Raw genomic sequence first — 25993 nt, 5'->3', positions numbered from 1 at the left:
TCAGTCTAATTACTAGTGCAAAGGTTTGGGAGTCAATCCATGAGTTCAAAAATGCCTGAGAAACGTGTACGGTTTGTTCTTTGGGCGCTAGCAGGTTGTGGGCTAGTCTTGCTCGGTTCTATCTTTTTGGGCACCAGTGCAGTGCATTTTTTGCGGATCATCCTGTTTTGGGTGTTTATCCTGCTGAGTGTCCTGGTGATTCTGCGATTGTTTACGGAGTCGAGGGAAGTTTCAAAAGATCAGGTTGCGGATGCACTTAAAAACCAGCCTGTCAGCGACTCGCTTCCTTTTGCTTCTCTAATGCGTGTGTTGAGTCTGAGCTATGAAGTGTGTCAGCAAATTTCTATGGCTGTCCTGAGACGCTTTTCAAAAACTTCTGCAAGTCCGCGATCGTTTGGAGCCGTGCGAAGTCGATCGCGCATTGGCTCTGGCGATCAAGCGCTCCCAGTAGAGGAGCGGACGGAGTTTAACCCGATTCGCAACCGTCTTCCCGACAAGGAACAGACCCAGATTGGGCCGTTCCCCAAAGCACTTCCCTCTACGTCGCCCCTTAAGGCGCTAACACCAACAGAGTCCAGTCCTATCGAAACCTTTCTTCCGGACGAGGAGCCACCGATTAAACACACTCCCAAAACGCCACCACTAGAAGAATCAACCAGGTTTAGAGCAGTGGGACATCTGCCAGGAGAGGAGCGATCGCAGGTGAGTGGTTTGTATCATGCGCCTCAACTAGAAGATCTCACCGGATTAAGACCAATACAGAAACCTCTTGTCGAGGAGGAGCGATCGCGGCTTCAGCCTTCTCAAAGCTCTCTTCCCGCACAGGAAATGACAGGATTACTCCCACTAGAGGACAAACGATCGCAGATCCAACCCCCATCACAGGAGGCAACGGTATCGATTGTCGCGCAGGAGCCTGTTCAAGACCTTGTTCAGCATAAGGAGCCACGCGAAGGACAACATGAGACTCAACATCAAGAGCCGCCTCAAGTTAAACACTCTCTTGAAACATCCTTACCTGAAAAGCAACCACCCACTAGAACGCAGGAAGTTATTTTAGGCACGCGATCGCAGACTCAACACATCGATCAACCTTTGATAGCAAAAAAGATGCCAGAGGAGCATACTACATTCAGACCCATGCAGAAGCCGACCTCAACCGAAGATCAAACACAGGTTAGATACTTACCAAAAGCGTCTTCTCGCGAAGAGCCAACTTCATTTGGAGCCATCCAGAAGCGTGTTTTGCAAGACGATCAAACGCAGATCAATCCCCCCAGCAAGACTCCTTCAAAAGACGGACAACCGCGAATTAAAAGCAATTCAAACCACGATTGAATCTGACTAGCTAACCCAGAAGACGGTGACCAGAAGACAGTGATTTGTTGGCACTAACCACTTCACACATCTAACTAACACAGGGAACTATACAACCATGATCACGCTCAAAATATTCGATCACCAAACAGGCGAATCTCAGGAAAAGATTTTTACTTCTAAAGCTTTGGCTCAAGGCGGAGGGCTGATTGGTCGAAACGCAAAATGCGACCTGATGTTAAACAGTTCTGATGTGAGCCGTGTCCATGCCCGCATCTTTAACCAGGCAGGACAGTATTATTTTTCTGATCTCGGCAGTACTAGCGGCTCGATGGTCAACGAAGAAGACGCTCAAACCAATCAGAACTTTCCTCTAAAACTCAATGACACGATTCGCATTGGTGATTTTGTCCTAACGGTGACAGCCGCTAAGTCGAGCAATGGCGCTAGTAACTCGATCGTTGCTTTTACTCGTACATCGGCACGATTTTTGGCGGTAGTAGGAGTTTTGACATCGTTAGTTGCGATCGCTTATCTCTATCTTCCAGTAGACAGTCTCTCACTTGACCAACTTTTCCATCCCTAGCCTTCTCCACAAGTTTTCTGGGTTATTTCTAATTTTTTTACCTCTGCACCCCACGAGAGTTAAGCTTCATGTCAAGAGAAGAAGAAGTTCTGAAAAAGTTTCGCACCTCCAGAGCCAAGACTACAATGGCCGTTCAGTTTCTACTGACTCTGATCTTGGTGCCTTTGTTGACTCAGCAGCTATCCAAGCATTTTCTTGTTCGCCCGATCGTCGATCGTATGAGTGGAGAAGAGTCGGCTCAAGTGTTTCTCAATTCAGAAATGAAAGAGGAAGCCTTCAAAGAGCTACAAACTTATGAAGAAAGTCTCAAATTTGACGCGCTCATTCACGTCAGTCCACCCCTAGTAGGAGAATCAAAGCCAGAAAAGACACCTGAACCATCAGAAATTAAAACAGAAAAACCAGCCGAACCATCAGAATCGAACCTGGAAAAGCCTGAGCCATCAGAAGTTAAATCAGAAAAGGCAACGACAGAACCCACGAAAACACCTGAGCAAGCAGCAGAAGAACGAGAAAAGCTAGTTCAGGAGAAAGCGATCGAGATTGCTGAACAGTTTCGTGGAAAAAGCAGAAATGCTGTGAGTAACGTGTTTGCAGACATGATCGCCACGGCATCCTTTGTGCTAGTTTTGCTGATGAGCCGCCCCCAAATCGCTGTCTTCAAGTCGTTTATGGATGATTTGGTGTTTGGTCTGAGCGACAGTGCCAAAGCGTTTATCCTGATTTTGATGACGGATATTTTTGTCGGCTTCCACTCGCCTCACGGCTGGGAAGTGTTGCTGGAGGGAATAGCGAATCACTTAGGCGTTGCCGCCAATGTCAGCATGATTTCTCTGTTTATTGCGACGGTTCCGGTGATCATGGATACGGTATTAAAATATTGGATCTTCCGATACATGAGCCGGATGTCCCCGTCAACCGTTGCGACCTACCGAGGAATGAACGAGTGATGTGATTCACAACTAACTATCATTCTGTCTCAAAACCCTATTTAGCACCCTTTAGAAGTTCTCGAAGGGTGTTTTTTATGTTTACACCTCATCTTTATACACTCATAGTTTATATGTTACATACCTCCATTTTACTTGTTGCAGAGAGCGATCGACGATAAGCTCATGGCGATCGCCCAATCCAGTAAACAGCCGCAATGTGGGATGAGGCAGCCATAAAACAGATGGAACTAATCTTGGGTCGATTCTGCTCCGCCCCAGGTTTGTTACCTCGGTGAGGATAGCTTAATGGAAACATCGGGTTTTTTAAGTGATGTCTCAAGCTGGTTGATTGTAGACAATATGGAGCAGGCATGAATCATGGAACTACTATATCAGTATGTCTGGCTAATTCCGGTACTGCCTTTAGCTGGAGCGGCGTTGATTGGTTTGGGTTTAATTACCTTTAACAAAACAACAAATCGTCTTCGTCGAGAAAGTGCCGTTTTCATCATGTCTCTGGTTGGAGCCGCGATGCTAATGTCTATGTCCTTACTGTGGAGTCAGATTCAGGGACATGCCTCTTACATCGACGGATTTGAGTGGGCAACTGCTGGAAGTTTTCATCTAAAAATCGGCTACACGATCGACCACCTGGCAGCAATGATGCTAACGATCGTGACCACTGTAGCGTTCTTGGTGATGATTTACACGGATGGCTACATGGCGCATGATCCGAGCTATGTTCGTTTCTATGTTTATCTGAGCCTATTTAGCTCCTCAATGCTGGGGTTGGTGATCAGTCCGAACTTGGTGCAGATTTACATTTTTTGGGAACTGGTCGGCATGTGTTCTTATCTGCTGATCGGATTTTGGTATGAACGTAAGGCAGCAGCGGCAGCTTCTCAAAAAGCGTTTGTTACTAACCGAGTTGGCGATTTTGGTTTGCTGTTAGGAATTTTAGCCCTGTATTGGACAACAGGCAGCTTTGAGTTTGAGGTGATTAGCGATCGCTTACAGGCATTGATTCAATCTGGTTCTCTTAGCGTTGGTTTAGCTTCCCTGTTTGCGATTCTAGTTTTTCTTGGCCCCGTTGCCAAATCTGCTCAGTTTCCATTACATGTCTGGTTGCCCGATGCGATGGAAGGCCCGACTCCGATTTCTGCGCTGATCCATGCAGCAACGATGGTCGCTGCCGGAGTTTTCTTAGTTGCGCGAATGTTTCCCGTCTTTGAAGATCTGCCTGCTGCAATGAATGTGATTGCTTGGACAGGGGCATTCACGGCATTTTTGGGAGCGACGATCGCCATCACTCAAAACGACATCAAAAAAGGCTTGGCGTACTCCACCATGTCTCAGTTGGGCTACATGATCATGGCGATGGGAGTAGGCGCTTATAGTGCCGGATTGTTTCACCTGATGACTCACGCTTACTTCAAGGCAATGCTGTTTCTTGGGTCAGGTTCTGTGATTCATGGGATGGAATCTGTAGTCGGACATGACCCTGCTTTAGCGCAAGATATGCGCCTGATGGGTGGATTGAGAAAATACATGCCCGTCACAGCGACTACTTTTCTAATTGGCACCCTCGCCATTGCTGGAATTCCACCGTTTGCTGGGTTTTGGTCAAAAGATGAAATTCTGGGGGCTGCCTTTGCTGTAAATCCGCTTCTGTGGGCGATCGGCTGGCTGACAGCAGGAATCACCGCCTTCTATATGTTCCGTATGTATCTCTCAACGTTTGAAGGGGAGTTTCGCGGACACAATTATGCCATTCGTCAGCAGCTCCAGACTAAAAAGCCTCAACAGTCTGATGGCTCTCCTGACCAGCATAACAACCATCGCGAGTACCCCCATGAGTCACCGTTGACAATGGTGTTGCCATTAGTGATTCTAGCAATCCCCTCCCAACTGATCGGGCTAGTAGGCACTCCGTTTGCCAACTACTTTAAAGCCTTCCTAGATTCCTCAGATCAAGCGTTGCCTGCTTTGATTGAGCGAATGAATGTTGTTGATCTGAATGAGTTTCTGTTGATAGCAGGAACCTCGGTCGCGATCGCGCTACTTGGCATTATTCTTGCCCTCCTGATGTATCTCAAGCACGAAATTGATCCAGGTGCGATCGCACATCGAATTCGACCGCTCTATTTGCTCTCTTTGCATAAATGGTACATCGACGATTTGTATGATGTGGTGTTTGTTCAGAGCAGTCGTCGCCTTGCCCAGCAGGTGAGAGAAGTCGATCGCACAGTAGTGGATGGATTCGTCAATCTGACAGGTTTAGTCACTTTAGTTCTAGGCGAAGGCTTAAAGTATTTGGAGAGCGGTCGCGCTCAACTCTATGTACTACTTGTTTTTGGCACAGTGTTGGGGCTAGTGTTGCTATCAAGTGTGAGTTGATGAGTAGGCTGCTTGGCGGAACATTGACTAAACAAAATCAATCCACTGTCTTGGAGTGTTTAAAGTAGAACGCGATCGCATTCATCGAATTAGCTAAAGCAACTACTCAAAGCCAGGGTGCGCCTCTACCAAAATTCCCACTCTTTAATTCCCAGGAGGAATCGTGGTTAACTTGAAAGGCGAATCTACGGTAAAAAAGCTGGCTACAACGGTACTCATGCTTGGAACAATCACAACTTTGCAGTTACAGACCAACCCTGCTGTGGCAAAAGATCCAGTATCGGTCGTTTGTGCAGGTCGAATCGCTTTGAACACGGCGGGTAGTCTCAAACTTCCCTATTGCAGCAATAAACCTCTGGGACAACAAGATACCACTGTTCGGCGTGCTGTGATTGTTATTCATGGCACAAACAGAAATGCAGATGACTATTACCAGTACATTGTAGAGGCTGCGAAAAAGGCTGGAGCCTCCAACGATACGATTATTTTAGCTCCACAGTTTTTGCTAGAAGAAGATATCGAAAGCCGCAACCCTGGACGCGATATTTCATTTTGGACAAACGATGGCTGGAAGCAGGGAGACTCATCACTATCCACATCGAGCAACCCGCGATCGGCACAAACTAGCTCGTTTAGTGCAGTCAATGGAATGATGGAGCAATTAGCAAACCGCAACCTCTACCCCAATCTGCAAAGCATTACGATCGTCGGACACTCGGCAGGCGGACAATTTGCCAATCGCTTTGCGGCGGGGAGTGTCGAATCAGCAGCGGTGCCTACCCGCTATATCGTCGCTAACCCATCTTCCTATGTCTACTTTGATGACAAGCGCAGAGTTCTCAAGACGGTTGATCAATTTGCGGTTCCTAGCGCTCAGGCACAATCTAGTTGTCCTGACTTTAACACCTACAAGTATGGTTTGAGTGGGTTAAATCCTTACATGCAGAATCTTGGAGCCGCCAGGATCACATCGCAATATGCCCAACGACAAGTTGTTTACTTGCTCGGTGAAAAAGATACCGATCCCAATGCTTCTTCTTTGGATAATGATTGTCCTGCCAAGCTACAAGGGGCGCACCGATTTGAGAGAGGAACGATTTACTACAACTATCTAACTCAATTCTTTGGTTCCTCAATTCAGAACAACCATAGGAAAGTTACGGTTCCTAATGTCGCGCATGACAGTCGTGCAATGTTCAACTCTAGCCAAGGTGTTCAGTCTATATTTGGACAAGCTGCACCAACCCCAACGCCGACTCCCCCTCCCACTCCCACTCCTACACCCACTCCCGCTCCGACTCCGACTCCGACTCCCACCCCGACTCCTACCCCTACCCCTACTCCCACTCCTACTCCTATTAGCAATTCGGTCACCCTACAGGTTGTAGACGGCTGGGATACCAAAAACCGGAAAACCTTAGTCCAAGATGGGAAAGTATACGTAGTCAAGAAAAGTGATAACGATCGCTTAGATTTAGAATCAGGCGATTTTTGGTCATTCAAGTTTGGTAACACTATCCCGACAAGTAGCACAATTCGATCAGTGAAAATCTACATAGAACACTACGAAGAAGAAGGAATTTCGCCTAACTCAGTGGTCTTTCAGATTGGTGGCGGCTCACTAACCAAACCCTCCATCTTAGGAAGCCAAGCAGTCCCCGTTTTGTCAGGCGAGTCAAAAGAGAGCCTTGTAGAGTGGGATGTGACGGCAGCAATCAACACAGCCGCGAAGGTAAATGATTTGAAAGTTATTGTCCGCAATACCGGAACGAATGGCAAGAAGATCAAACTCGATCGAGTCTATGTCGTCGTCAACTAAAGCACCAGCATTTAGGGTGTAGCCTGATCTAATACCAAATCTACCTGGTTGACTGACAAAACTTCTAAAACCCTCGATTCTTCGTAGGTTGGTGTTGAGCAACGCGAAACCCAACAGCAGCCTTTCTACCGTTGCTAACGTTGGGTTGAACCTGGTGAAATCCAACCTACCTGAAAAGATTTGTCAGTCAATCAGCCAAATCTACTGATTGTTGATACAAATCCTCGCCCCCTAAATTCCCCAATTCTGGGAGACTTTGAAACGGCTTTTCTAATGGGTTCTTTCCAAGTCTGAGAGACAGAAATCAGTTAGTTCACTGTTATGAGTATCATTGGTTGGTTGATTTGGTATAAGACTATGTTCCTGTGTCTAGGGGAACTAACAACTCCCTTAGAAGCTGACACGATGTCCTCGGCTATTGCATAACGAATCACCCTTTTATGGGTTTCCAATCTCAGAGAGTAGACAAATTGATCGGATTTGACCAATTGAGGCAATGGAGGTTAAGGAAATGAATGCAAAGGCACTGGACGCGAGAGAAATAGCTGTTGAGAAGCTTGTAAAACGCTATCTCTTAGGGCAAAGAAGTTTTAGCCAGACCAATCTCAGTGGCGCACATCTAAGTAGAGCTAACCTTAGAGAGGTCGATCTGAGTTGGGCAAAGCTAGGTCAGGCAAACCTGAGCGGTGCAAACCTCACGGGTGCAAATTTGATGGGGGCAGACTTAAGGGGAGCCGATCTGAGCATGAGCATTCTACGCCAAGCAGATCTTTGCCGAGCAGATCTTAGTAACGCAAATCTGAATGGAGCAGACTTGACTGAGGTGGATCTGCAATGGGCGATCGTGAGAGAAGCAGATTTGAGTCGAGCCAGCCTGCGAGAAGCGAACCTGAAACAGTCTACTTTGTCGATGTCTAAGCTAAGTCAAGCCTATCTACCCTGGGCAGACTTGAGCGAGTCAGACCTCACAGGAACTGACTTTCAGGAGGCGGTTTTGTTTATGGCTGATTTGACTGGGGCTAACTTGCAGAGCGCAAATTTCAGCAGAGCCGATCTCGTTGGAAGCTGTCTATTTAGAGCAAATCTCAGGCAGGTTAATTTGAGATACGCAACAATGAGGGGAACCATCATGCCTAATGGCACTTTTCATGATCGTTGCTGTGAGCCGATCGTGGAATATCCCGACTTTGTTACCTCCTTTGACTTAACTTAAAGCAAGAACAGACTTCATTCACTCACCACCCACATAGCGATCAGGTAATTTAGCAAGAAGCATCCGAATGTGTGGTTCAGGTCTGTCTCACCCTACTAGTTGATCGCGATTAGTGTAGTTCTACCTTTCAAGCTCGTCACCGCAGATATGTGCGATCGCTCAGTAAGGATAAAGCATTGATGACCATTGATGGTCAACCCCAAGGGCCTTGGCACGACTGCTTTGCCCTTTACACGCAGAAACTACTCTCTTCTTAAGTGCTAACCATGAGCATTCAACTTCCCTGGATAACAACGATCGTTATGCTGCCGCTTCTAGCTGCCTTCGTCATTCCTATACTGCCAGACAAACAGGGTAAAACCGTCAGATGGTATGCGCTGAGTGTTGGCTTAGTAGACTTTGCCCTGATGACCTATGTAGCTTGGCAGCACTATGATTTTCAGACGGCTGAATTTCAACTCACTGAAACCTACTCCTGGATTCCACAGTTGGGGTTGAACTGGTCAGTTGGCGTAGATGGTCTATCAATGCCATTAGTGTTACTAACAGGTCTAGTAACTACCTTATCCATCTTTGCAGGGTGGAAAGTCAAAGATAGACCCCGGTTGTTTTACTTTCTGATGCTGGTAATGTACAGTGCCCAGCTTGGTGTATTTGTAGCCAAAGACCTTCTGCTGTTCTTTATGACCTGGGAACTAGAACTGGTTCCAATCTACCTCCTGATTGCAATCTGGGGTGGAGCCAAACGCCGCTATGCTGCAACAAAGTTTATTCTCTACACTGCCCTGGCCTCGATTTTTATCCTGGTAGTTGGTTTGGGAATGGCGTTTTATGGAGATACCGTCACCTTTGACATGGAAGCATTAGGCCTCAAGAACTATTCTTTGGGATTTGAGCTACTTGCTTATGCAGGCTTCTTGATTGCCTTCGGAGTCAAACTACCGATTTTCCCACTGCACACCTGGTTGCCCGATGCTCACGGCGAGGCTTCGGCTCCAGTTTCGATGATTTTAGCCGGGGTCTTGTTGAAGATGGGAGGCTATGCCCTGATTCGCATGAACATTGAGATGTTGCCCAGTGCCCATGTCTACTTTGCCCCCGCGATCGCCATTCTCGGCTTGGTCAACATTATCTATGGTGCGCTGTGTGCGTTTGGTCAAACCAACCTAAAGCGACGGCTGGCTTACTCCTCAATCTCACACATGGGCTTTGTGCTACTAGGCATTGCGTCTTTCACCGACTTGGGTCTCAATGGTGCAATGTTACAAATGCTATCTCATGGATTGATTGCTGCCAGTCTGTTCTTCCTTGCGGGTGTCACCTACGAGCGGACTCACACCCTGAATATGGACGAGATGGGCGGAATGGGTAAAACCATGCCTAAGACGTTTGCTTTGTTTACGGCTGGCTCTCTGGCTTCTCTGGCGCTGCCCGGAATGAGTGGCTTTGTCGGGGAGATTATGGTGTTTCTAGGTTTGGTATCGAGTGATGCCTACAATCCCACGTTTAAGGCAGTCGTGATTTTTCTGACAGCGGTTGGGCTAATTTTGACACCAATCTACTTGCTCTCTATGCTGAGACAGGTCTTCTACGGAACTGAAAATTCAGCGTTGAAGGAACATCGGCCGTTCTTTGATGTGAATCCTCGCGAAATGTTTATTACGGCTTGCTTGTTGATCCCGATCGTTGGGATTGGTTTCTACCCCAAACTAGTCACACAAACCTACGACATCAAGACAGTCGAAGTGTCGAATCTTCTAGAAAACAACTTGCAGAACAACTTAGCAGTGATTGCTCAAAAGCGTCATTCTCACTATGCTGACAGCCTTACAGCACCCGCGCTTTCTGAAAATCCTGCAAAGCTACTCAGTGTTGACAACTTAAGTACACTGGTCGCTTCTGATCAACCCTCAATGTAACGCTTGTAATTCAGTTGAACTCGGTGAAACCCAACGTGAGAATGTCAGTCAACCAGGATCAACTTTCAATGCAACGCTTGTAATTCAGTAGAGAACGCCGAAATAAGGTTGATTTCTATCTCACAGAAGTCAACTTTATTTTGGTTTTTTTATGAGAAAATATAAGAATCATAGACATGATTGACGAGAATTACAGTGTCTATTGAGTTTGTAGTGGGTTCAGTAGAAAGACGTATAAAACTCAGGAAAAAACTGAACTTTTAATGGAAAAAAGTACTTATAGTTATTAGCAACGTAGCCTGCATTGCGAGATGTGGTTCGATTGGTGAAATCCCATCCTCAAGAGTATTTGAGATGGTTCGGTTGATCAATTAAGCTTCAGGGACTACACAAAGCTGCTGCATTAAAGTATTCAAAATATTGGCAGCTTCTACTACTGTAAAAATTTTGATAATTGCCCTGCAAGAGAAGGCTTTATCAGGGTTGATCAAACTAGTTTGTGTAGCTTCCATCCTTGAGACTAGTGGTTTACCGTGCTTTTTCTTCTACAGACATTTATATAGCAGCATTCTACCCTAAAAAAACAGGTGTTAGTAGCTGATCAATGATTTAGATTTCCCTCCAGTCTTTCAACAATGTTTACTCCATCATCTGTGAGATTGATCGAGCCTCCCATTGCGATTTACAAAGTGGAAAACGCCCACGAACTCGCAAGGCATATTCAGCTTTGTAGTCGAGAGAGGATTTCAGGTCGGCTGGATTTGAGTGTTTCGGGTACTCAGGGAACCCTGTGGAGTTTGTTTTTTCACTTGGGGTGCCTGACGTGGAGCGCGGGTGAGTTGCACCCACTGCGTCGTTGGAACCGACAACTGTATCAGCACTGTCCTCATCTGGCTGCGGACGATCGGGCAACGGAGCGCCCTCACACCTGGGACTACGGCTCTTTAGTCAATCAGGTTAAACAAGGAAAAATTCTGCCAGGAAAGCTGGCAGCGATCGTGGGAGGCAACATTCTAGAGCTGCTGTTTGATGTGATTCAGACGAGTCAACAGCCCCGACAGCGCTTGGAAATGCGACTAGCTTACAGTAAGCTGTCTCACGATCTGCTGACCTCGCCGCAGGTTTCGCTTCAGGCTGACCAGGCCTGGCAGCAAGCCCAAAAAGCCTGGGAGATTTGGCAACAAGCGGGTTTGGTCGGCTTTTCCCCCAATCTGGCACCCATCATCTGGGATCAGGAAGGACTGCGACAGCAGACATCACTGCTTGCCTATCACAACCTCTCCGCCCTGGCAGACGGCCGGTGGACGTTGAGAGATCTAGCCGCCAAATTAAACCAGCCCCTAGTGCCCTTAACGCAGTCCATTATGCCCTATGTGAACGAGGGGACGATGGGGCTAACGCTCGTTGATGACATCAGCTTTCGCGTCAAGTCAAACACAGGTTCTCTGATTGCCTACATTGACGACAGCCGATTTGATAGCGCAATGATGGGGCAGATTCTGGCTCCGGCTGGCTATCGGTTTATCAACATACGCGACTCAATGCAAGCACTGCCAATGCTGCTAGAACACAAGCCTGACCTGATCTTTTTAGACTTGCTTATGCCTGTGGCAAATGGGTATGAAGTCTGTGCCCAAATCCGCCGCATTTCAGCCTTCAAAGACACTCCAGTGATTATTCTCACCAGCAGTGATGGCATTGTCGATCGGGTGCGGGCAAAGCTTGTTGGCTCTTCGGGCTTTTTGGCAAAGCCGATCGAGTCAGCAAAAGTGCTGTCTGCTTTGGAGCAATATCTACCAGTTTCCTCCCTGTCTTCTTAGAAGGCTGATTTGAAGAACGTTGTATCACGAGCACATGTCTATGACCACGATCCTTTTAGTTGAAGATAGTTTGACAGAAACTGAGGTGCTAACCCGCTACCTCAAGCAAGCAGGTCTGGCAGTAATTAGCGTCACCAGTTGTGAAGAGGCTCGAATCAAGCTCGACTTGAAGAAACCAGATCTGGTGGTTCTGGATGTGATCCTCCCAGGGCAAAGCGGGTTTGAATTGTGCCGCGAATTAAAAACCCAGTCCAGCACTTCACAGATCCCGATCGTGATCTGCTCAACCAAGGGAACGGATGTAGACAAAATGTGGGGCGCAATGCTGGGGGCGGATGCCTATCTTCCCAAACCTGTCGATCAGAAAGAGTTTACAAAAACCGTTTTGCGCCTAACGGCGGCTTAGGAGGCAATTTTATGATGCAATCCTCCGATTCAGCATTAGCCCTCAGTAGTCTGAGCGCGTTGATAGTAGGCCCCCTTCCCCCAGAAACTCGCCAGCCACTGCTCCGCTTTCAGCTAGGAACCGAGGACAGCGTGCTGCTACCCCTAGAGCAAATCACAGAAATTCTCAAAATAGACGGGAGCGAGATTTTGCCCGTTCCTGACATGCCTAGCTGTGTAATGGGGATTTGCAACTGGCGAGGGGAAATGCTCTGGCTCATAGACTTCAACGACTTTGCGGGCTACCCGTCGCCCTTTCAACCGGAGCAAAGAGCAACCTCGATCGCGGTGATCGTGGCTCAAATCAATCACCAATCAATCGGACTGGGCGTGCAGCAAGTGCATGACATTGAGCTACAGGATTTGCAGCACCTTCAACCCACCACGCTCGGTTTGTTTGCGCCCCAACTCTTGCCACTAGTTCAAGGAACGATCCCAGGGTGCAGGGATGCTGTTTTAGACCTCCAACCCATTGTTCATTGCCCCCTATGGAAAAAATACCCAGGAGGAGAAGCTTAAAGTTTTTTACTTTAGAGGCTTCTCCAACCATGCGCTTCGTGAAACAACTCGTAGGCAGTGACCCCCCAAAAAATCGAGCGATCGCAGATCCGCCAAAACAATCAACCCTGACCGATCAAGACACGATTCTAGAGGTCAATCCTCCCCAGTTTGCTCAACCAGATAATGCTCCAGAAATACCCATAACCATGCAGAAACTAAAGCAATCTAAAACCAGTCCCTCTTCTAGTTACGAAGTCACCACGCCCTTAGCGAACTCGTTTAACAACAGTGAGCCACCAGCGCAGTACCCGGAGCGTTCCAGTCTGGAGCTATTTACCATTGCCAACCAGATGCGCCAGACAGAGACGGTTGAAACGTTGTTTGAAACCACTGTGACGGAAGTTCATCGCGCTTTACAAGCAGATCGCGTGCTGATCTATCGCTTTCAAGGCGAACACCAGGGCGTTGTCGTTGCCGAGGCGATGATGGTCGGCTACACGCCCAGCTTGAAGGTGACACTCCCGGCGATCGCCTTTGGAGTCAAGCACCCATCAGACTATCAGCAACAGTCCTTCGTGGCACTCGATGAAGTTGTCCAAGAAGCCGTCACGCCCTATCAGCTTCAACTGCTACAACAGTTTCAGGTCAAGTCAAGTTTAAGCCTTCCCATTTGGGTGGGGGAGCAACTCTGGGGGCTACTGGTCGCCCAGCAATGTTCTAACTTTCGCAAATGGGAGGAGGTAGAAATCAAGTGGCTCGACCAAGTAGTTAGGGAACTGAGGCTAACGCTTCAGCCAGTAGAAGTGCGTGCCCAAAAACACAAGCAAGCTGAACAAGACAAAATCATTGCAAAAATGATTCAAAAAATCCACCAGTCTCCAGATGTGGCGAGCGTTTTTGAGACGACAACCCAGGAAGTGCGGCAGCAGTTGAAATGCGATCGAGTCGCAGTCTACCGCTTTAACCCAGACTGGAGTGGTCAGTTTGTGTCGGAGTCAGTGGGTAAAAGCTGGATCGCGCTCGTGGGACTTGAGCTTGAAACCGCGTGGGCAGATAGCTATCTGCAAGAAACTCAGGGAGGTCGTTATCGCAACAATGAAACGGTCGCAGTGGATGACATCTACAACGCGGATCATAGCCCTTGTCACCTTGAGATTTTGGAAGGGTTTGAGGTCAAAGCTTATACGATCGCACCGATTTTTGATGGAGAAACGCTGTGGGGCTTACTGGGTGCTTACCAAAACTCAGGATCGCGCCACTGGGAGCCAACCGAGGTAAGTTTGCTGGCTCAAGTGGGGCGGCAGTTTGGGCTAGCGATCCGACAAGCGGAATATTTAGAGCAAGTCCGATCACAAACCACTCGACTCAGCCAAGAATCAGAACAGGGGCAAGCCGTCGCCCGTGTCATCGATAAGCTTCGCCAGGCTTCTGACATTAACACCATCTTCAAAACCGTCACCCAAGAAGTTCGGAAGCTCCTGAATGTTGAGCGGTTGACGATTTACAAATTTCGCCCAGACTTCTTTGGCGATTTTGTGGCGGAGTCAGAGGCTAGAGGTCTGCCCCAGCTTGTGGGCAGTGGTTGGGAAGACCCCTACCTCCAAGAACATCAAGGCGGCATGTTCTGCAACAACGAGCCATTGGTCATCGATAATATCTACACTGGGGGTCTGACCGATTGCCATGTAGAAGCGCTAGAGGTCTATGAAGTCAAAGCCTGTCTGGTCGTAGCTATCTTCCAGGGACAGACGCTTTGGGGGTTACTTTCTGCGTTTCAAACCAGTGCCGAGCGGCATTGGCAAGAGGGAGAAGTTCAATTAATGATGCGAATTAGCGCTCAGTTGGGGGTAGCATTGCAACAAGCAGAATATTTAGAGCAACTGCGAATTCAAGCAGAACAGTTGGCAAAGACAGCAGAGCGGGAACGCTTCATTACCAGAACGGGCGATCGCATTCGGCAGTCTCTCGATTTGCAGAAGACCTTTAAGACCACTGCTAGAGAAATCCGCAGCTTTTGGCAGGTCGATCGCGTGGCGATCTTCAAATTTGACCCAGGCTACAGCGATGGATCAATTATTGTAGAAGATGTTACGCCAGGCTATGTTTCAGCCTTGACGGTCAAGGTGACGGATCACTGCTTTGTCGAAGTGGCAGCGCAATATCAAAAGGGTCGGGTCTGGGCGCTTGATGACCTCTATCAATCAGGAATGGCAGACTGCTATATCGAATTGCTGTCTCAGTTTCAGGTGCAAGCCAACTTAGTGGTGCCCTTGTTCAAAGGAGAAAAACTTTGGGGTTTGTTCTGCATTCACCAGTGTAGTGGGCCTCGGAAGTGGCAAGAAGCAGAAATTGAATTTGCCAAACAGATTGCCGCCCAGCTCAATGTGGCTATTCAGCAAGGAGAGTTTGTTGAACAATTGCAACAGCGATCGCAGCAATTAGCAGAAGCTGCCCAACGAGAAAAGAGCGCCAAAGAGCAACTTCAGCAAGAAGTTATCCAATTACTGATGGCAGTCCGACCTTCGCTGGCAGGTGATCTGACGGCTCGCGCCCCGGTGACCGATACCGAAGTAGGCACGGTGGCTGATGCTTATAACAACACCCTGGGTAGCCTGCGGCAAATCGTGACGCAGATGCAAGCCGCCGCTAACCAAGTGAGCCAAACCACCCAAACCAGTAGTGCTTCCATTACAATGCTCACCCATCAGGCTCAAGCGCAACTCCAAGCGATCGACCAAGCCCTCGGACAAGTGCAAAGGATGGCTGGCTCAACGGAGGCGGTGGAGACCAATGCCCAGCAAGTAGAAGCTGCCGTTCAGCAGGCAAACCAAACGGTCTTAGCGGGCGATGCGGCAATCGATCGCACCGTGGAAGAGATGGACGACATCCGAGAAACCGTGATGGAGACCAGCAAGCGGCTGCAACGTCTGAGCGACTCTTCTCAAAAGATTTCCAGAATCGTCAGCTTGATTGGCAACTTTACCACTCAGACCCAACTGCTAGCCTTGAATGCGTCGATCGAAGCCACACGAGCCGGAGAGTTTGGACGCGGGTTTGGCGTCGTTGCCGATGAAGTGCGATCGCTGGCGCGACAGTCTGCCAATGCTGCTACTGAGATTGAGCAGCTTGTCCAAGAAATCCAGGCAAGCACGGCTGAAGTGTCTACCGCAATGGAGACAGGCATTCAACAGGTTGAATCAGGAACCACCGTCGTGAATGAAGCGCGTGAGAATTTGAATGCGATCGTGGGTGCTACGGCTCAAATTAGCCAACTCGTAACGGGCATCACCCAGGCCACTCACGCGCAGACTCAGGAATGTCAGTCAGTTACCCAAACGATGACGAAAGTAGCCGCCATTGCCCACCAAACCTCGGAGGATTCCGCTACGATTTCTGCCTCATTCAAAGAGCTACTCGCAACGGCTCAAGACCTGCAATCCAAGAGTGGACAGTTCAAGGTCGATTAACTAGACAGATCCATTGACCTCCTGCATTAATACTCTGCCCCCGCCCTGGCCCTCTCCTCAAGGAAAGAGACCAAGAGGGTTCTGGCTGGGAGCATCTCAATTGTGTCGCTGAGATCTTCGCCCCCCCTTCAATCATGACCCCAGACCCAACCATTCGTGAGCAAACCTATCAATACTTTCTTCAAGAAGCCCCCGAACTGCTACAAGCGCTAGAAGAAGGCTTGCTGCGCCTCCAAGAGAGCTGGGGCATCAATGAAGTTAACAACCTGATGAGAGCCACCCACACCCTCAAAGGGGCAGCCACCAGCGTGGGATTGGAGACGATCGCCAGGGTGGCCCACTCGCTCGAAGATATCTTCAGAGCGCTCTGTCAGCCCAATCTATCCCTCGACTCAGAAGCGGAAGCATTACTCTTTGAAGGAATGGAGTGTCTTCGCCTGCCGCTCATGGCAGAACTCACAGGCAGATCGGTAAACCATGCCGAAATTCTCGATCGAGCCGCCGCTATTTTTACCCTACTGCAAGCCAAGCTGGGAGACTGCTTTGGTCAAGAAGCCTATCTACCCACCTCGGCAGATTTGGGGTTTGATCTGACTCAATCCTTATTTGAAGGGGGGGTTACTCAACGACTCGCGCAAATCGCAACGAGCCTGGACAATGACCCCCCTGAAGAAATCTGCACCGTACTGCGAACTCAAGCCGAAATTTTTCTGGGTTTAGCAGAGTCTCTCAACCTAGTCGGGTTTGGAGCGATCGCCCACACGGTGCTTACGGCTTTAGATCATCATCCCGATCAGGCAGTGATCATCGCTCAGATCGCTCTCGCAGACTTCCAAGCAGGACAGGCAGCCGTGCTGGGGGGCGAGCGTAGCCAAGGCGGCGAACCCTCTCGTGAGCTACAACAACTCGCCGATCTTCCGCCACGCGGGGATGCCTTCACGCTCAATGCTGATATAGCTGAGATAGAGGTGAGTGAGTCAATCGAAGAGGCGCTAGATACTCCGCTTTTAGAAAGCATCTGGGGGCAGCAGTCCACTTTAGATGAGCCAATATTCGATCAACAGTTGAAAGAACTGGTACAACCAGACTCAGGCGCAAACGTTGAGCAAACCCTGAGCCAGATGTACAGCCCGCCTCAACCTGAGCGATCGGTAGCTCCTCTAAACGCGCTCCCCCAAAAAGACCCAGTTTCGCCACTGCCTGCTGTGCGAGTGGGGGTAAAGCAATTAGATCATCTCAACTACGTGATCGGCGAACTAGTCACCCACCAAAACCGCCAGTCGCTTCAGACCGAGCAGCTACAGACGGTCAGTAAAACCCTGCTCAACCAGATCCGGCAACATCAACAACTGCTCGGTCAGCTTCAAGATCACTCCGCTCACCAGGCTAACTTGTTCAAACAGCCACAGGCGAAAAATCCACTAGGAGCGCCTTCAAAGCTCCCGCGTAAAGCAGCCCGTAAAGCCTCTAAAAAAGGAAGTACTCAGGCTCGCTCTGATTTCTTAGCCCGCAACCACGGGAGCAACGCTGCCCTGATTCAGTTGCTGGTCGATCACCTGGTGCAGTTAGCAGAAACGGCGGATGCTATTGATCTGCTGACTCGCGAATCTGACCAAACCCTAGAAAAGCAACAGCAACTGCTAACCTCTAGCCAGAGTGCTTTAATCGAAGCTCGGATGTTGCCCCTTGGTGAGATCTTGGGTCGCTTTCCCAATGCTCTGCAACAGCTAGAAACCCTGCACAACAAACCGATCGCGCTCAGGCTGCACGGCAACGAAGTTCTCGTGGACAAAGCAGTAGCTGAAAAGTTGTTTGACCCTTTGCTGCACTTAGTCCGCAATGCCTTTGACCACGGGATTGAACCTGCCGCCGTTCGACAACAGCGAGGCAAACCAGAGAAGGGGCAGATCACACTCTCTGCCTACTACCAGGGCAGACATCTCGTCCTCGAAGTTCAAGACGATGGCAATGGGTTGGACTTTGATCAAATTCGACACCGCGCGATCGAGCGACAACTCATCTCCCTCGAAAAGGCGCATAGTCTCACTCAAAATCAGCTAACTGATTTGCTATTTGAGCCAGGGTTCTCCACGGTGTCTCAGGTCAGTGATCTCTCTGGGCGAGGCGTTGGGCTAGATGTCGTGCGAAACCAGGTGCAAGCTCTGCGAGGGTCGGTTACGGTTGATTCTGAGTTGCATCGGGGAACGACCTTCAAGTTGCAGATTCCCCTCAACCTGACGATCGCTCAATTGTTTGTCTGCGAGGTGGGGTCTAAGACCTATGCCTTGTTAGATGATAGCGTTGAGCAAATTTTGATTCCGATCGCTAGCCAGATTCAAGAGCGCAACGGGGGCAGGTTTTTGCGGTGGAGTCAGGGCGCAGAAGAAAAACTGGCTCCGATCTACTCGCTGGCAAGCCTTCTCGATTACGATGCAGCGACTCCGCTCTCCATGAGTTTCCAGGCTCCCCTGAGTGCCAAGGATTCGATCGATCCCGTCATTGTGATTCGCTGCCAAGAGACCCTACTGGGTTTGGAGGTCGATCGTCTAATTGGGGAGCAACAATTGGTTATCCGTCCTTTAGGAGCTATGATTGGCTCACCGAACTATATTCATGGGGCAACGGTGCTGGCGGACGGGCGATTAGCATTGGTCGTAGAGGGGGCAATGTTACTTCAAAAAGTGTTTGATCAGCAGCGTACCGCCCCCGTCCATCACCATTGGGCTAAGACAACCGCTGGGCCGCTTCTATCCAGTCCTGAGCGATCAATCCTGCCTCAGCCTCAGCCCACCTTTTCAGCCCTCCCAACTTCAGACTTTAGTGAAAAGCCAGACACTCGAATTCTAATTGTGGACGACTCAATTACTACACGCCAATCCCTGACGCTGACTTTACAAAAAGCTGGCTATCGTGTCTTTCAAGCTCAGGATGGTTACGAAGCTCTTGAGCAGTTTCAGCGTCAATCTGATATCCGGCTAGTTATTTGTGATATTGAAATGCCCCGCATGAACGGGTTTGAATTGCTGAGAAACCGACAACAAATTCCTCTATTGGCAGACAGTCCGATCGTGATGCTGTCATCTCAGAGCGGCGATAAGCACCGGGCACTCGCCTCACAATTAGGAGCAACGGTTTATATGGTCAAGCCTTATATGGAGCATAAACTGTTGGCTATCGTATCAGATCTGCTCAAAAGAACGACCCTCAACTCTGCATCTGAGCTAGGATAAGGTGGAAACGATGCAAGATGGATTAAAAGCAGAAAAGTTTATTGCGTTTACCGTTGCAGATTATTGCTTGGCGCTGCCGATCGCAGAAGTTCTTCAGGTGGTGAAGTATCCCCTCAGCACCAATCATGAACTCAGCAAAATGGGGCTAGTCCAGCTTGGTCAGCACACGATTCGGGTTTTAGATTTGCATCAGCAGTTAGGGCTAGAAAATTCGGGTCAGTTATCCCGACCTTTTTTATTGATTACGCAAAATTCTTCAAAAGAATTCAATGCAATTCCCGTGGGTGAGCCACCCAGTTTGGTCGAGTTCCCGCGAGAGAGGATGCAGCGGTTGCCGCTGTCTAACCAGCAGTCAGGGCTGCTAGCGATCGCCAGTCATACTGCGGTCATCTCTCCTGAAGAAGCCACAACGACCATGTTTCTGCTAGACATCAACCGAATCCTGAACGCTTTCACTCCTTCTCTTTTGCCAGGGCAAAAAGATTGAAATCGCTGAAACAATTGGGAGTATTTGAGATGACAAACTACTGGGCGATCGCGATTGGCATTAATCAGTATCAGCATTTTCAACCGCTGCCAAACACTAATTCGGATGTCGTAGCGTTGCTAGATTTTTGGGTCAACGAGGCAAAATTTGCTTCAGATCACTGTGTGTTACTAGCAGATGTTTCTTCCACACCTGATGTCAAGGCAATCTATCCAAGTCAGAAAAATATTCACAACTGGATCGCCCAATTCTGCCAACAAGTGCAACCTGACGATTTCCTGTGGTGTTTCTTCAGTGGCTATGGAATACAGTTTGAAGGAAAAGATTACCTCTTACCGATCGATGGCAATCCAGATCAAATTCCTTCAACTGGAATTCTTGTAGAGTCCTTATTTGCGGATCTTCAATCGGCAGCAACGGGCAACATTGTGCTAGTACTAGAAATGCACCGGAGCCAAGGCAACCGGACAAACGATCGCCTGGGTGTTCAAACAGTCGCGTTATCAAATAAATGCGGAATTACTACTATTTTGTCTTATTCACCCACTCGATTACTGTCAGTAGCAAATCGAGGGCTGAGTGTTGCATTGCTAGAAGGGATGTGCCGTCACAATTGCCTAACGCTGGGTCAACTAATTCAGTATCTCGGCAGTCGAATACCGGAACTAAGTATCAACAACATGCATCTGGGGCAAAATTCAGTAGCGATCGTGCCCAATGTTCAACAGCATCAACACCTCTTGTCAGATACAAGCGGCACTAACCGACAAAGTAAACAACTTCCCCCTACAGAGCTTCCCGTTACACAACTTCCTTCTACAGAGCTTTCAGATCAGCTACCCCAAACAAATCTTTGGATGGACAAACTCTGGCAGGGTTCGGTGTTGGGAGGAATGATTGCGCTAATTGGTGCAACCCTCTTAAATCATTACGGAGGGAGAATCAGTTTTCTCTCCTTAAGGCTACCCCAATCTAGCTTTTTGCGTTCTAATCAGTACTCACCTTCTGAGAAAGCTAAGAAAGGATCATCTGATAAAACAGACGAGGCAGAAAAGTCACCGGATGCAACTAAATCTGATGCCAATTCCGATACTAAGACGGATCAGACTAAGCAAGATGATCAGTCTAAAGCACAGCCACCTCCACAATCACAACCTTCGTCTGAAACGATCGCAGCCTTAGAACGTGCCCGTAAAGAATTGCAAGCGCGACAGTATGAGAAAGCGTTGAATACCCTCGATCAGATTCCTGAGAATCAGCGCAGTGATGAGTGTAACCAGTTGCGCCAGCAGGTAAGCCAGGGGTTACTTAATGAAGCAAGAGCATTGATTAATCAAGTCGGCGGCTCGGATCATGTGAATCAGGCATCCAACTTTAGTCACGCGATCGCTAAGGCCCGTATCGTTCGTCCCGGAGATCCTCTCTATGATCAAGCTCAGAAGGACATTGAACGCTGGAGTCAGGTAATTTTGGACTTGGCTCAAGGACGGGCTAATCAAGGTAATTACAACAAGGCAATCTCTGCGGCTCAACTCATTTCCTCGAACCAAAAAAGCCTCTACCCAGCCGCCCAAGAGTCCATTTCTCAGTGGCAAAAAGCCAAAGCCAATCAAGCCATCCTGGAGCAGGCAGAACTCTCCATCCAACGGTTTCAAGCACCTTCGTATAGCCAGGCGATCGCCGCCATTCGCAGCATTCAACCTGATCAGCCTTTCTATAAGGAAGCTCAGACATTGACCAGGGAATGGAGCCAGTCTATCCTGAGTCTTGCCCGCGCTCACGCTGTTCAGGGCGAATTTGCGGAAGCCATTCAAACGGCGGGTTTTGTGCCACAAGATACTCCAGCCTATCAGGAGGCAAAGACAGCGATCGCTCAGTGGCGTAGTGATCGCAATAAGCAGTAGAGATTGGGTATTCAGTTCATGCTTGCTTAAGGTCTTGAGTTGTCCACCATATTAGCAAGACTTGTCAGCTTATTAGAAATGACACTTGTTTATCCTCAGTTTGTCACCTTTGCCTGATTAACCTTGAGTAAGGCAACTACAGGCGAGAATACGAGCTTTGTGCATAGCTGTTTTTCAAGCTTGATCCTACTAGGCTTCGTTTCTCTGTGGCCTTCGGATCTCGAAAATATTGCATCTATCGGCATTGCTGAATTGCCATATGAAATGCCAGATTTGCCCTCACCCTAACCCTCTCCCAAAGGGCGAGGGAACAAGAACTCTGGCTCCCTTTTCCCTGGGAAGAAAGGTTGACGAGGGCTGTGCCCCACTTCGTGAGGAGGGCAATTCATATTTGCATTCAGCAATGCCCATCTATCTAATCTTTCGCGATTTTCAAACGTCTAGTAAGAATTTAGGAGAGTCATAAAATGAGTGTCATGGATGGGCAAGTTAATGCCTTTAAGTGGTTATTTCCGTTCTTGTTATCGATGCTTTTAATGTTGTCTGGGTGTAGCATCACTGAATTTACAAATCCCTTGTCTGACTCAGCAAAGACTGAAAGCCCAGTTCCCTCTTCAGAGCTAACGATCGAGGCTGCTCCTATCATAGACCCGATCGCCCCTGATTCCAAAGCACCTTCTACTACTGATCTCTCGCCACTAGAGAAAGCTTCGAGAATAGCCACAGATAGTTCTCCACTGACTGAGCTATTGCTAGGCGAACAACTTGAGCAGTAAAGCAATCTTGCCGAGAGTGAACCATGTCTCAAATTCTGATTATCGACAATGATTTTACCTTCTCAGAACTACTTTCTGTAGAACTAGAAACAATTGGATACCAGGTAAGCTATGCCAGTGAAGGAATCAAGGGCCAAATTTTAGCTCAACAGCTTTTGCCAGATCTGATCATGCTGGATATCCGACTTCCCAAAGTAGATGGATTTACGGTTTGTCGGCGCTTGCGGCAGGACGATCGCACCGCGAATATTCCAATTCTAGTCCTAACCGCTTTGTCGGCGACTCAGGATAAAGTCAAGGCATTTGATGCAGGGGCGGATGACTACCTGATTAAACCTTTTGCCTCAGAAGAGATGCTGGTCAGGGTTCAAGCGATTTTGCGGCGGGCAAAGAAGCGCCCCAAAGCAGCCAAATCGACTGAAATTCTCAGCTATGGCCCTCTGACGCTAGTTCCTTCTCAGATGGAAGCCATTTGGTTTGGACAAACTATTAAAATTACTCCGATCGAGCTTGGTATCATCCACTGTCTACTTCAACGTCCTAATCAAGCAGTCTCGTCTCATGAGATTCTCAAGCAAGTTTGGGGATATGGCCCGGATGATGACATCGAAACAATTCGAGTTCACGTTAGAAACATTCGAGCCAAACTAGAACCCGATCGCTTCAATCCCTTTTATCTTAGAACAATTCATGGACGAGGATATCGCTTAGAGCTTCCAGACCGCTTTGGGCTACCCAAAAGAAACATTTTACCTGTCAATTTTTCATCCGTTAAGAAGCTTGAAACTGCAACGAAGTCTGTTGCTAACTTCTACTAAAGTGCGGTGGTTTGAGGACTGATGACACAGAGACTGCTGTACAAAACCACTACGATCGCGTCCCTGATTTGTCACGACTCCTCGCTTACCTTAATTAATAAGCATCTACATTGTTTAACAATGCTCCTCATGTCGGTCACTCCCTGTCAGCGATCGAGACACGTTTGAAATAACATTGCAATCTTAGAGGCCGCAAGATGAAGACACTCCAGCAACCACAAGTCACACAGTTTTTGCGGGGTTCTTCCCCCCAGATTCGTCTTCTAATTGCAGATGCTCATACTGTTGGCAGGCAATTACTCGTCGATGCCTTGACTCAGGAAGATCTCAAAGTTGTTGGTCAAGCTAGAAACAGTGAAGAAACGCTTGAATTAGCAATGCGGCTATTGCCCGATGTGGTTGTTATAGATAGTTGTATGCCTGACGGTGAAGAAATCCTCGCCGTTCGCGAAATTCATCGACTCTATTCCTGGATTGAGATTCTCGTATTAACCTGTTCCGAGGAAACAGAATTTATCTGGCGATCGCTAGAAGCTGGAGCCTCAGAATATCTTCCCAAAAGTACGCCTTATGAGGAAATCGTTTCAACAGTTCGAGGGCTTCACTACGGCGTTATCCACAAAAAATCTAAGTGGCAGTATCCCGAAAAAACTTAAGTTTCTCATCAACTCCACCGCCGTAAAGCAAATTTTCAGACCTCCCTCGTAGCGTTAGTTATACGAAGGCCCTGTTTCAAAAATCTGTACCCTCAGACATAAGGTGCTTTGTCATGAATTCTATTCTGTCCGAAATTAAAAATCGTGTTCGTAGTCAGGTACTGATCCTGACCAAAGCTGAGAAATATATTCATGTAGGAAATCGCTGGGTCTCAGAAACCTCCGGAGAGGCATTGGGTCACGGTCACAAGGCAGGGCAGGCACCTAAATCTCTCAAAGAAAAGTGCTTTCAAACTAGCATTGGAGTCGGACATTACTTACAACAGAGCAAACATTGGGTATTGAACACCTCCGAGAGGGCTTTGACGGAAGCTTACAGTGCTGCACAGATTCTCAAGCAAATCGAAAACGATCACTTTGCCGGAGCTGAAGTTGCTGCGATCGCATACAGCGACAGTGTAGCAGCCTACTTTCATCTAGTATCCAAAAAATATCTGCTGATTATTCAAGTCAGGCTACTAGAATTTAGAGTGAGCCATGCGATCATCGATACTCCAAGTTCTAGCCATCCATCTAAGGGACTACAAACTAGCCCGACTTTAGACAAGCTGAAATTCATTGATGAAGTTCTCATTCACCATCAAACTCAACAAAATCAACAAGCCAATGTTGCTCGACCTGGAGATTTTGGCTTTGCAGACAAACAAACAGCCGATTGTTCTGAGCAAAAGCGCGACCCGTTAAGGAAGCAGATTAGGAATCCGTTTGAAGGTCAACTAGATGATTTGACCGACCATCAAACTAGCCATCAAATCGGCAGTCACTGGAAAGCGATCGAGCTTCTCCAACTTCCTTTCATAAAAGGGGGTCGCCTTGATGCTCCAACAAGAGCTACACCCCTGCCTCAAGCATTCCCATTGCAGCCTTGCTCCGGCGGAAATCTCGTGGCTAATGCAGGGATGGCTTCTATGCTAGTTGCCGGAGGGTTTGCAGCCGGAGGTGTATCTACTTGGGCAGCCCTATCAGTGCAAAACTCCTTGGCACCTGAATATAAACAGTCATCCTCAGAAGAACCGCACCCTAACCGAACGATGACTCTTGCTCCAAGTGCGATCGCCGCACCTGAAAGAATGCCTCTAGAGTCAAGTCGCTTAGGAGAAAAGCCAACGCAGCAAGTCAAGAAGCAGGTGACTCCTCAAGTGAGTGCTCAACTCCATAGCGCAAAGCAAGTTCATCGTAAATCAATACCCTAAGTACAGGACAAAAATTGTAGTACTTGCAGAAACTCACTCATTTTTTGCTCTAAGTTGAACACGGTATTGCGGAGACAATCTAAGCCATAGCGGAAGATACTTTTGGCTTTGCGTCTATGCTTTTTAAGGGTGAGTGGTTTGACGTGGTGCAACCACTCGCCAACTAGAATTGCCCAACACAAGGCTAATGAGAGTAGGGCTAACACACAAAAACAAACAAGTCAGCGAGGCAGAAAAGCAGCGGTAAAGACTTCCGAGAACCCCGCCGCGAAACCCTCCGGCAGAAGGAAGTCAGCTACAAAAGCAGAACCTCTCCCGACCAAACCTTCACGACAGGCAAAATGATTGAAGTGCTGTTCGGGTCATTGGATGACGCAGTGTTACCCAGAACGCGCCAGAGCTGCTTGACTGACAAAACTAGGAAGCCGGAATGCAAGAGAGGACAGTAAATTCA

At 48.3% G+C, this 25993-nt stretch carries 19 protein-coding genes and 1 pseudogene; 17 read left to right on the top strand and 3 right to left on the bottom strand.

The features are described 5' to 3' along the window. Window positions 1–51: 51 nt before the first annotated feature. From ACJ2PR_RS24335 to ACJ2PR_RS24325, 3 genes are all read left to right on the top strand, one after another. Window positions 52–1338: a hypothetical protein gene (locus tag ACJ2PR_RS24335; RefSeq protein WP_446878880.1), complete on the top strand. Its 1287-nt coding sequence runs from the start codon at window positions 52–54 to the stop codon at window positions 1336–1338. Between the two features lie 97 nt (window positions 1339–1435). After that, window positions 1436–1903, top strand: coding sequence for an FHA domain-containing protein (locus ACJ2PR_RS24330; protein ID WP_446857842.1), 468 nt, complete (start codon window positions 1436–1438; stop codon window positions 1901–1903). Between the two features lie 68 nt (window positions 1904–1971). Further along, window positions 1972–2853 carry a hypothetical protein gene (locus ACJ2PR_RS24325; RefSeq protein ID WP_446878879.1) on the top strand — a complete coding sequence of 294 codons (882 nt, stop codon included), beginning with the start codon at window positions 1972–1974 and terminating at the stop codon, window positions 2851–2853. Between the two features lie 163 nt (window positions 2854–3016). Here the strand turns inward: ACJ2PR_RS24325 and ACJ2PR_RS24320 are convergent, their stop codons facing one another. Continuing rightward, window positions 3017–3151 carry a hypothetical protein gene (locus tag ACJ2PR_RS24320; protein ID WP_446878878.1) on the bottom strand — a complete coding sequence of 45 codons (135 nt, stop codon included), beginning with the start codon at window positions 3149–3151 and terminating at the stop codon, window positions 3017–3019. A 62-nt stretch (window positions 3152–3213) separates the two neighbouring features. On the opposite strand from ACJ2PR_RS24320, the gene ACJ2PR_RS24315 reads away from it, so the two are divergent. The 11 genes from ACJ2PR_RS24315 to ACJ2PR_RS24265 all read left to right on the top strand — a co-directional run bounded on the left by ACJ2PR_RS24315 (window position 3214) and on the right by ACJ2PR_RS24265 (window position 22036). Beyond that, entirely contained in the window at window positions 3214–5232 is a 2019-nt protein-coding gene (locus ACJ2PR_RS24315) for an NAD(P)H-quinone oxidoreductase subunit 5 (RefSeq protein ID WP_446878877.1), read from the top strand. 163 nt (window positions 5233–5395) lie between these two features. Then, entirely contained in the window at window positions 5396–7051 is a 1656-nt protein-coding gene (locus ACJ2PR_RS24310; RefSeq protein WP_446878876.1) for a hypothetical protein, read from the top strand. A gap of 511 nt (window positions 7052–7562) precedes the next feature. Further along, the gene (locus ACJ2PR_RS24305; RefSeq protein ID WP_446878875.1) at window positions 7563–8264 is read left to right on the top strand and encodes a pentapeptide repeat-containing protein; all 702 of its coding nucleotides are present in this window, start codon (window positions 7563–7565) and stop codon (window positions 8262–8264) included. Window positions 8265–8530: 266 nt separating this feature from the next. Then, on the top strand, window positions 8531–10183 hold the full coding sequence (locus tag ACJ2PR_RS24300) for an NAD(P)H-quinone oxidoreductase subunit 4 (RefSeq protein ID WP_446878874.1): 1653 nt from the start codon (window positions 8531–8533) through the stop codon (window positions 10181–10183). A 635-nt stretch (window positions 10184–10818) separates the two neighbouring features. After that, on the top strand, window positions 10819–12003 hold the full coding sequence (locus tag ACJ2PR_RS24295) for a response regulator (protein ID WP_446857835.1): 1185 nt from the start codon (window positions 10819–10821) through the stop codon (window positions 12001–12003). A gap of 40 nt (window positions 12004–12043) precedes the next feature. Continuing rightward, window positions 12044–12409, top strand: coding sequence for a response regulator transcription factor (locus ACJ2PR_RS24290; RefSeq protein ID WP_446866626.1), 366 nt, complete (start codon window positions 12044–12046; stop codon window positions 12407–12409). A gap of 11 nt (window positions 12410–12420) precedes the next feature. Further along, window positions 12421–12966, top strand: coding sequence for a chemotaxis protein CheW (locus ACJ2PR_RS24285; RefSeq protein ID WP_446878873.1), 546 nt, complete (start codon window positions 12421–12423; stop codon window positions 12964–12966). Window positions 12967–12995: 29 nt separating this feature from the next. Beyond that, the gene (locus ACJ2PR_RS24280; protein WP_446878872.1) at window positions 12996–16415 is read left to right on the top strand and encodes a GAF domain-containing protein; all 3420 of its coding nucleotides are present in this window, start codon (window positions 12996–12998) and stop codon (window positions 16413–16415) included. 134 nt (window positions 16416–16549) lie between these two features. Beyond that, a complete protein-coding gene (locus ACJ2PR_RS24275) occupies window positions 16550–19645 on the top strand; it encodes a hybrid sensor histidine kinase/response regulator (RefSeq protein ID WP_446878871.1) in 3096 nt (1031 codons plus the stop codon). A 10-nt stretch (window positions 19646–19655) separates the two neighbouring features. Continuing rightward, window positions 19656–20132 (top strand): chemotaxis protein CheW, encoded by a 477-nt coding sequence (locus ACJ2PR_RS24270; protein WP_446866631.1) that lies wholly within the window; start codon window positions 19656–19658, stop codon window positions 20130–20132. Window positions 20133–20161: 29 nt separating this feature from the next. Beyond that, window positions 20162–22036 (top strand): hypothetical protein, encoded by a 1875-nt coding sequence (locus ACJ2PR_RS24265; protein ID WP_446878870.1) that lies wholly within the window; start codon window positions 20162–20164, stop codon window positions 22034–22036. A 460-nt stretch (window positions 22037–22496) separates the two neighbouring features. Here ACJ2PR_RS24265 and ACJ2PR_RS24260 read toward each other — a convergent pair whose 3' ends face one another. Then, on the bottom strand, window positions 22497–22760 hold the full coding sequence (locus ACJ2PR_RS24260; protein ID WP_446878869.1) for a hypothetical protein: 264 nt from the start codon (window positions 22758–22760) through the stop codon (window positions 22497–22499). 75 nt (window positions 22761–22835) lie between these two features. On the opposite strand from ACJ2PR_RS24260, the gene ACJ2PR_RS24255 reads away from it, so the two are divergent. The 3 genes from ACJ2PR_RS24255 to ACJ2PR_RS24245 all read left to right on the top strand — a co-directional run bounded on the left by ACJ2PR_RS24255 (window position 22836) and on the right by ACJ2PR_RS24245 (window position 25539). Further along, window positions 22836–23630: a response regulator transcription factor gene (locus ACJ2PR_RS24255; RefSeq protein ID WP_446878868.1), complete on the top strand. Its 795-nt coding sequence runs from the start codon at window positions 22836–22838 to the stop codon at window positions 23628–23630. Window positions 23631–23827: 197 nt separating this feature from the next. Continuing rightward, window positions 23828–24286, top strand: a complete 459-nt coding sequence (locus ACJ2PR_RS24250) for a response regulator (RefSeq protein WP_446878867.1) — start codon at window positions 23828–23830, stop codon at window positions 24284–24286. Window positions 24287–24399: 113 nt separating this feature from the next. Beyond that, complete coding sequence (locus tag ACJ2PR_RS24245) at window positions 24400–25539, top strand: hypothetical protein (protein WP_446878866.1); 1140 nt, start codon at window positions 24400–24402, stop codon at window positions 25537–25539. On the opposite strand, the pseudogene ACJ2PR_RS24240 reads toward ACJ2PR_RS24245, so the two are convergent. Further along, window positions 25536–25745: pseudogene (locus tag ACJ2PR_RS24240) on the bottom strand (IS4 family transposase); the annotation flags it as partial. The gene ACJ2PR_RS24245 and the pseudogene ACJ2PR_RS24240 sit on opposite strands and share 4 nt — an antisense overlap. Between the last annotated feature and the right edge of the window lie 248 nt (window positions 25746–25993).

The sequence above is a fragment of the Phormidesmis sp. 146-33 genome (assembly GCF_052939515.1).
The sequence above is the reverse complement of the archived record's forward strand: the minus strand, read 5'-3'. Positions and strand labels throughout refer to the sequence as shown.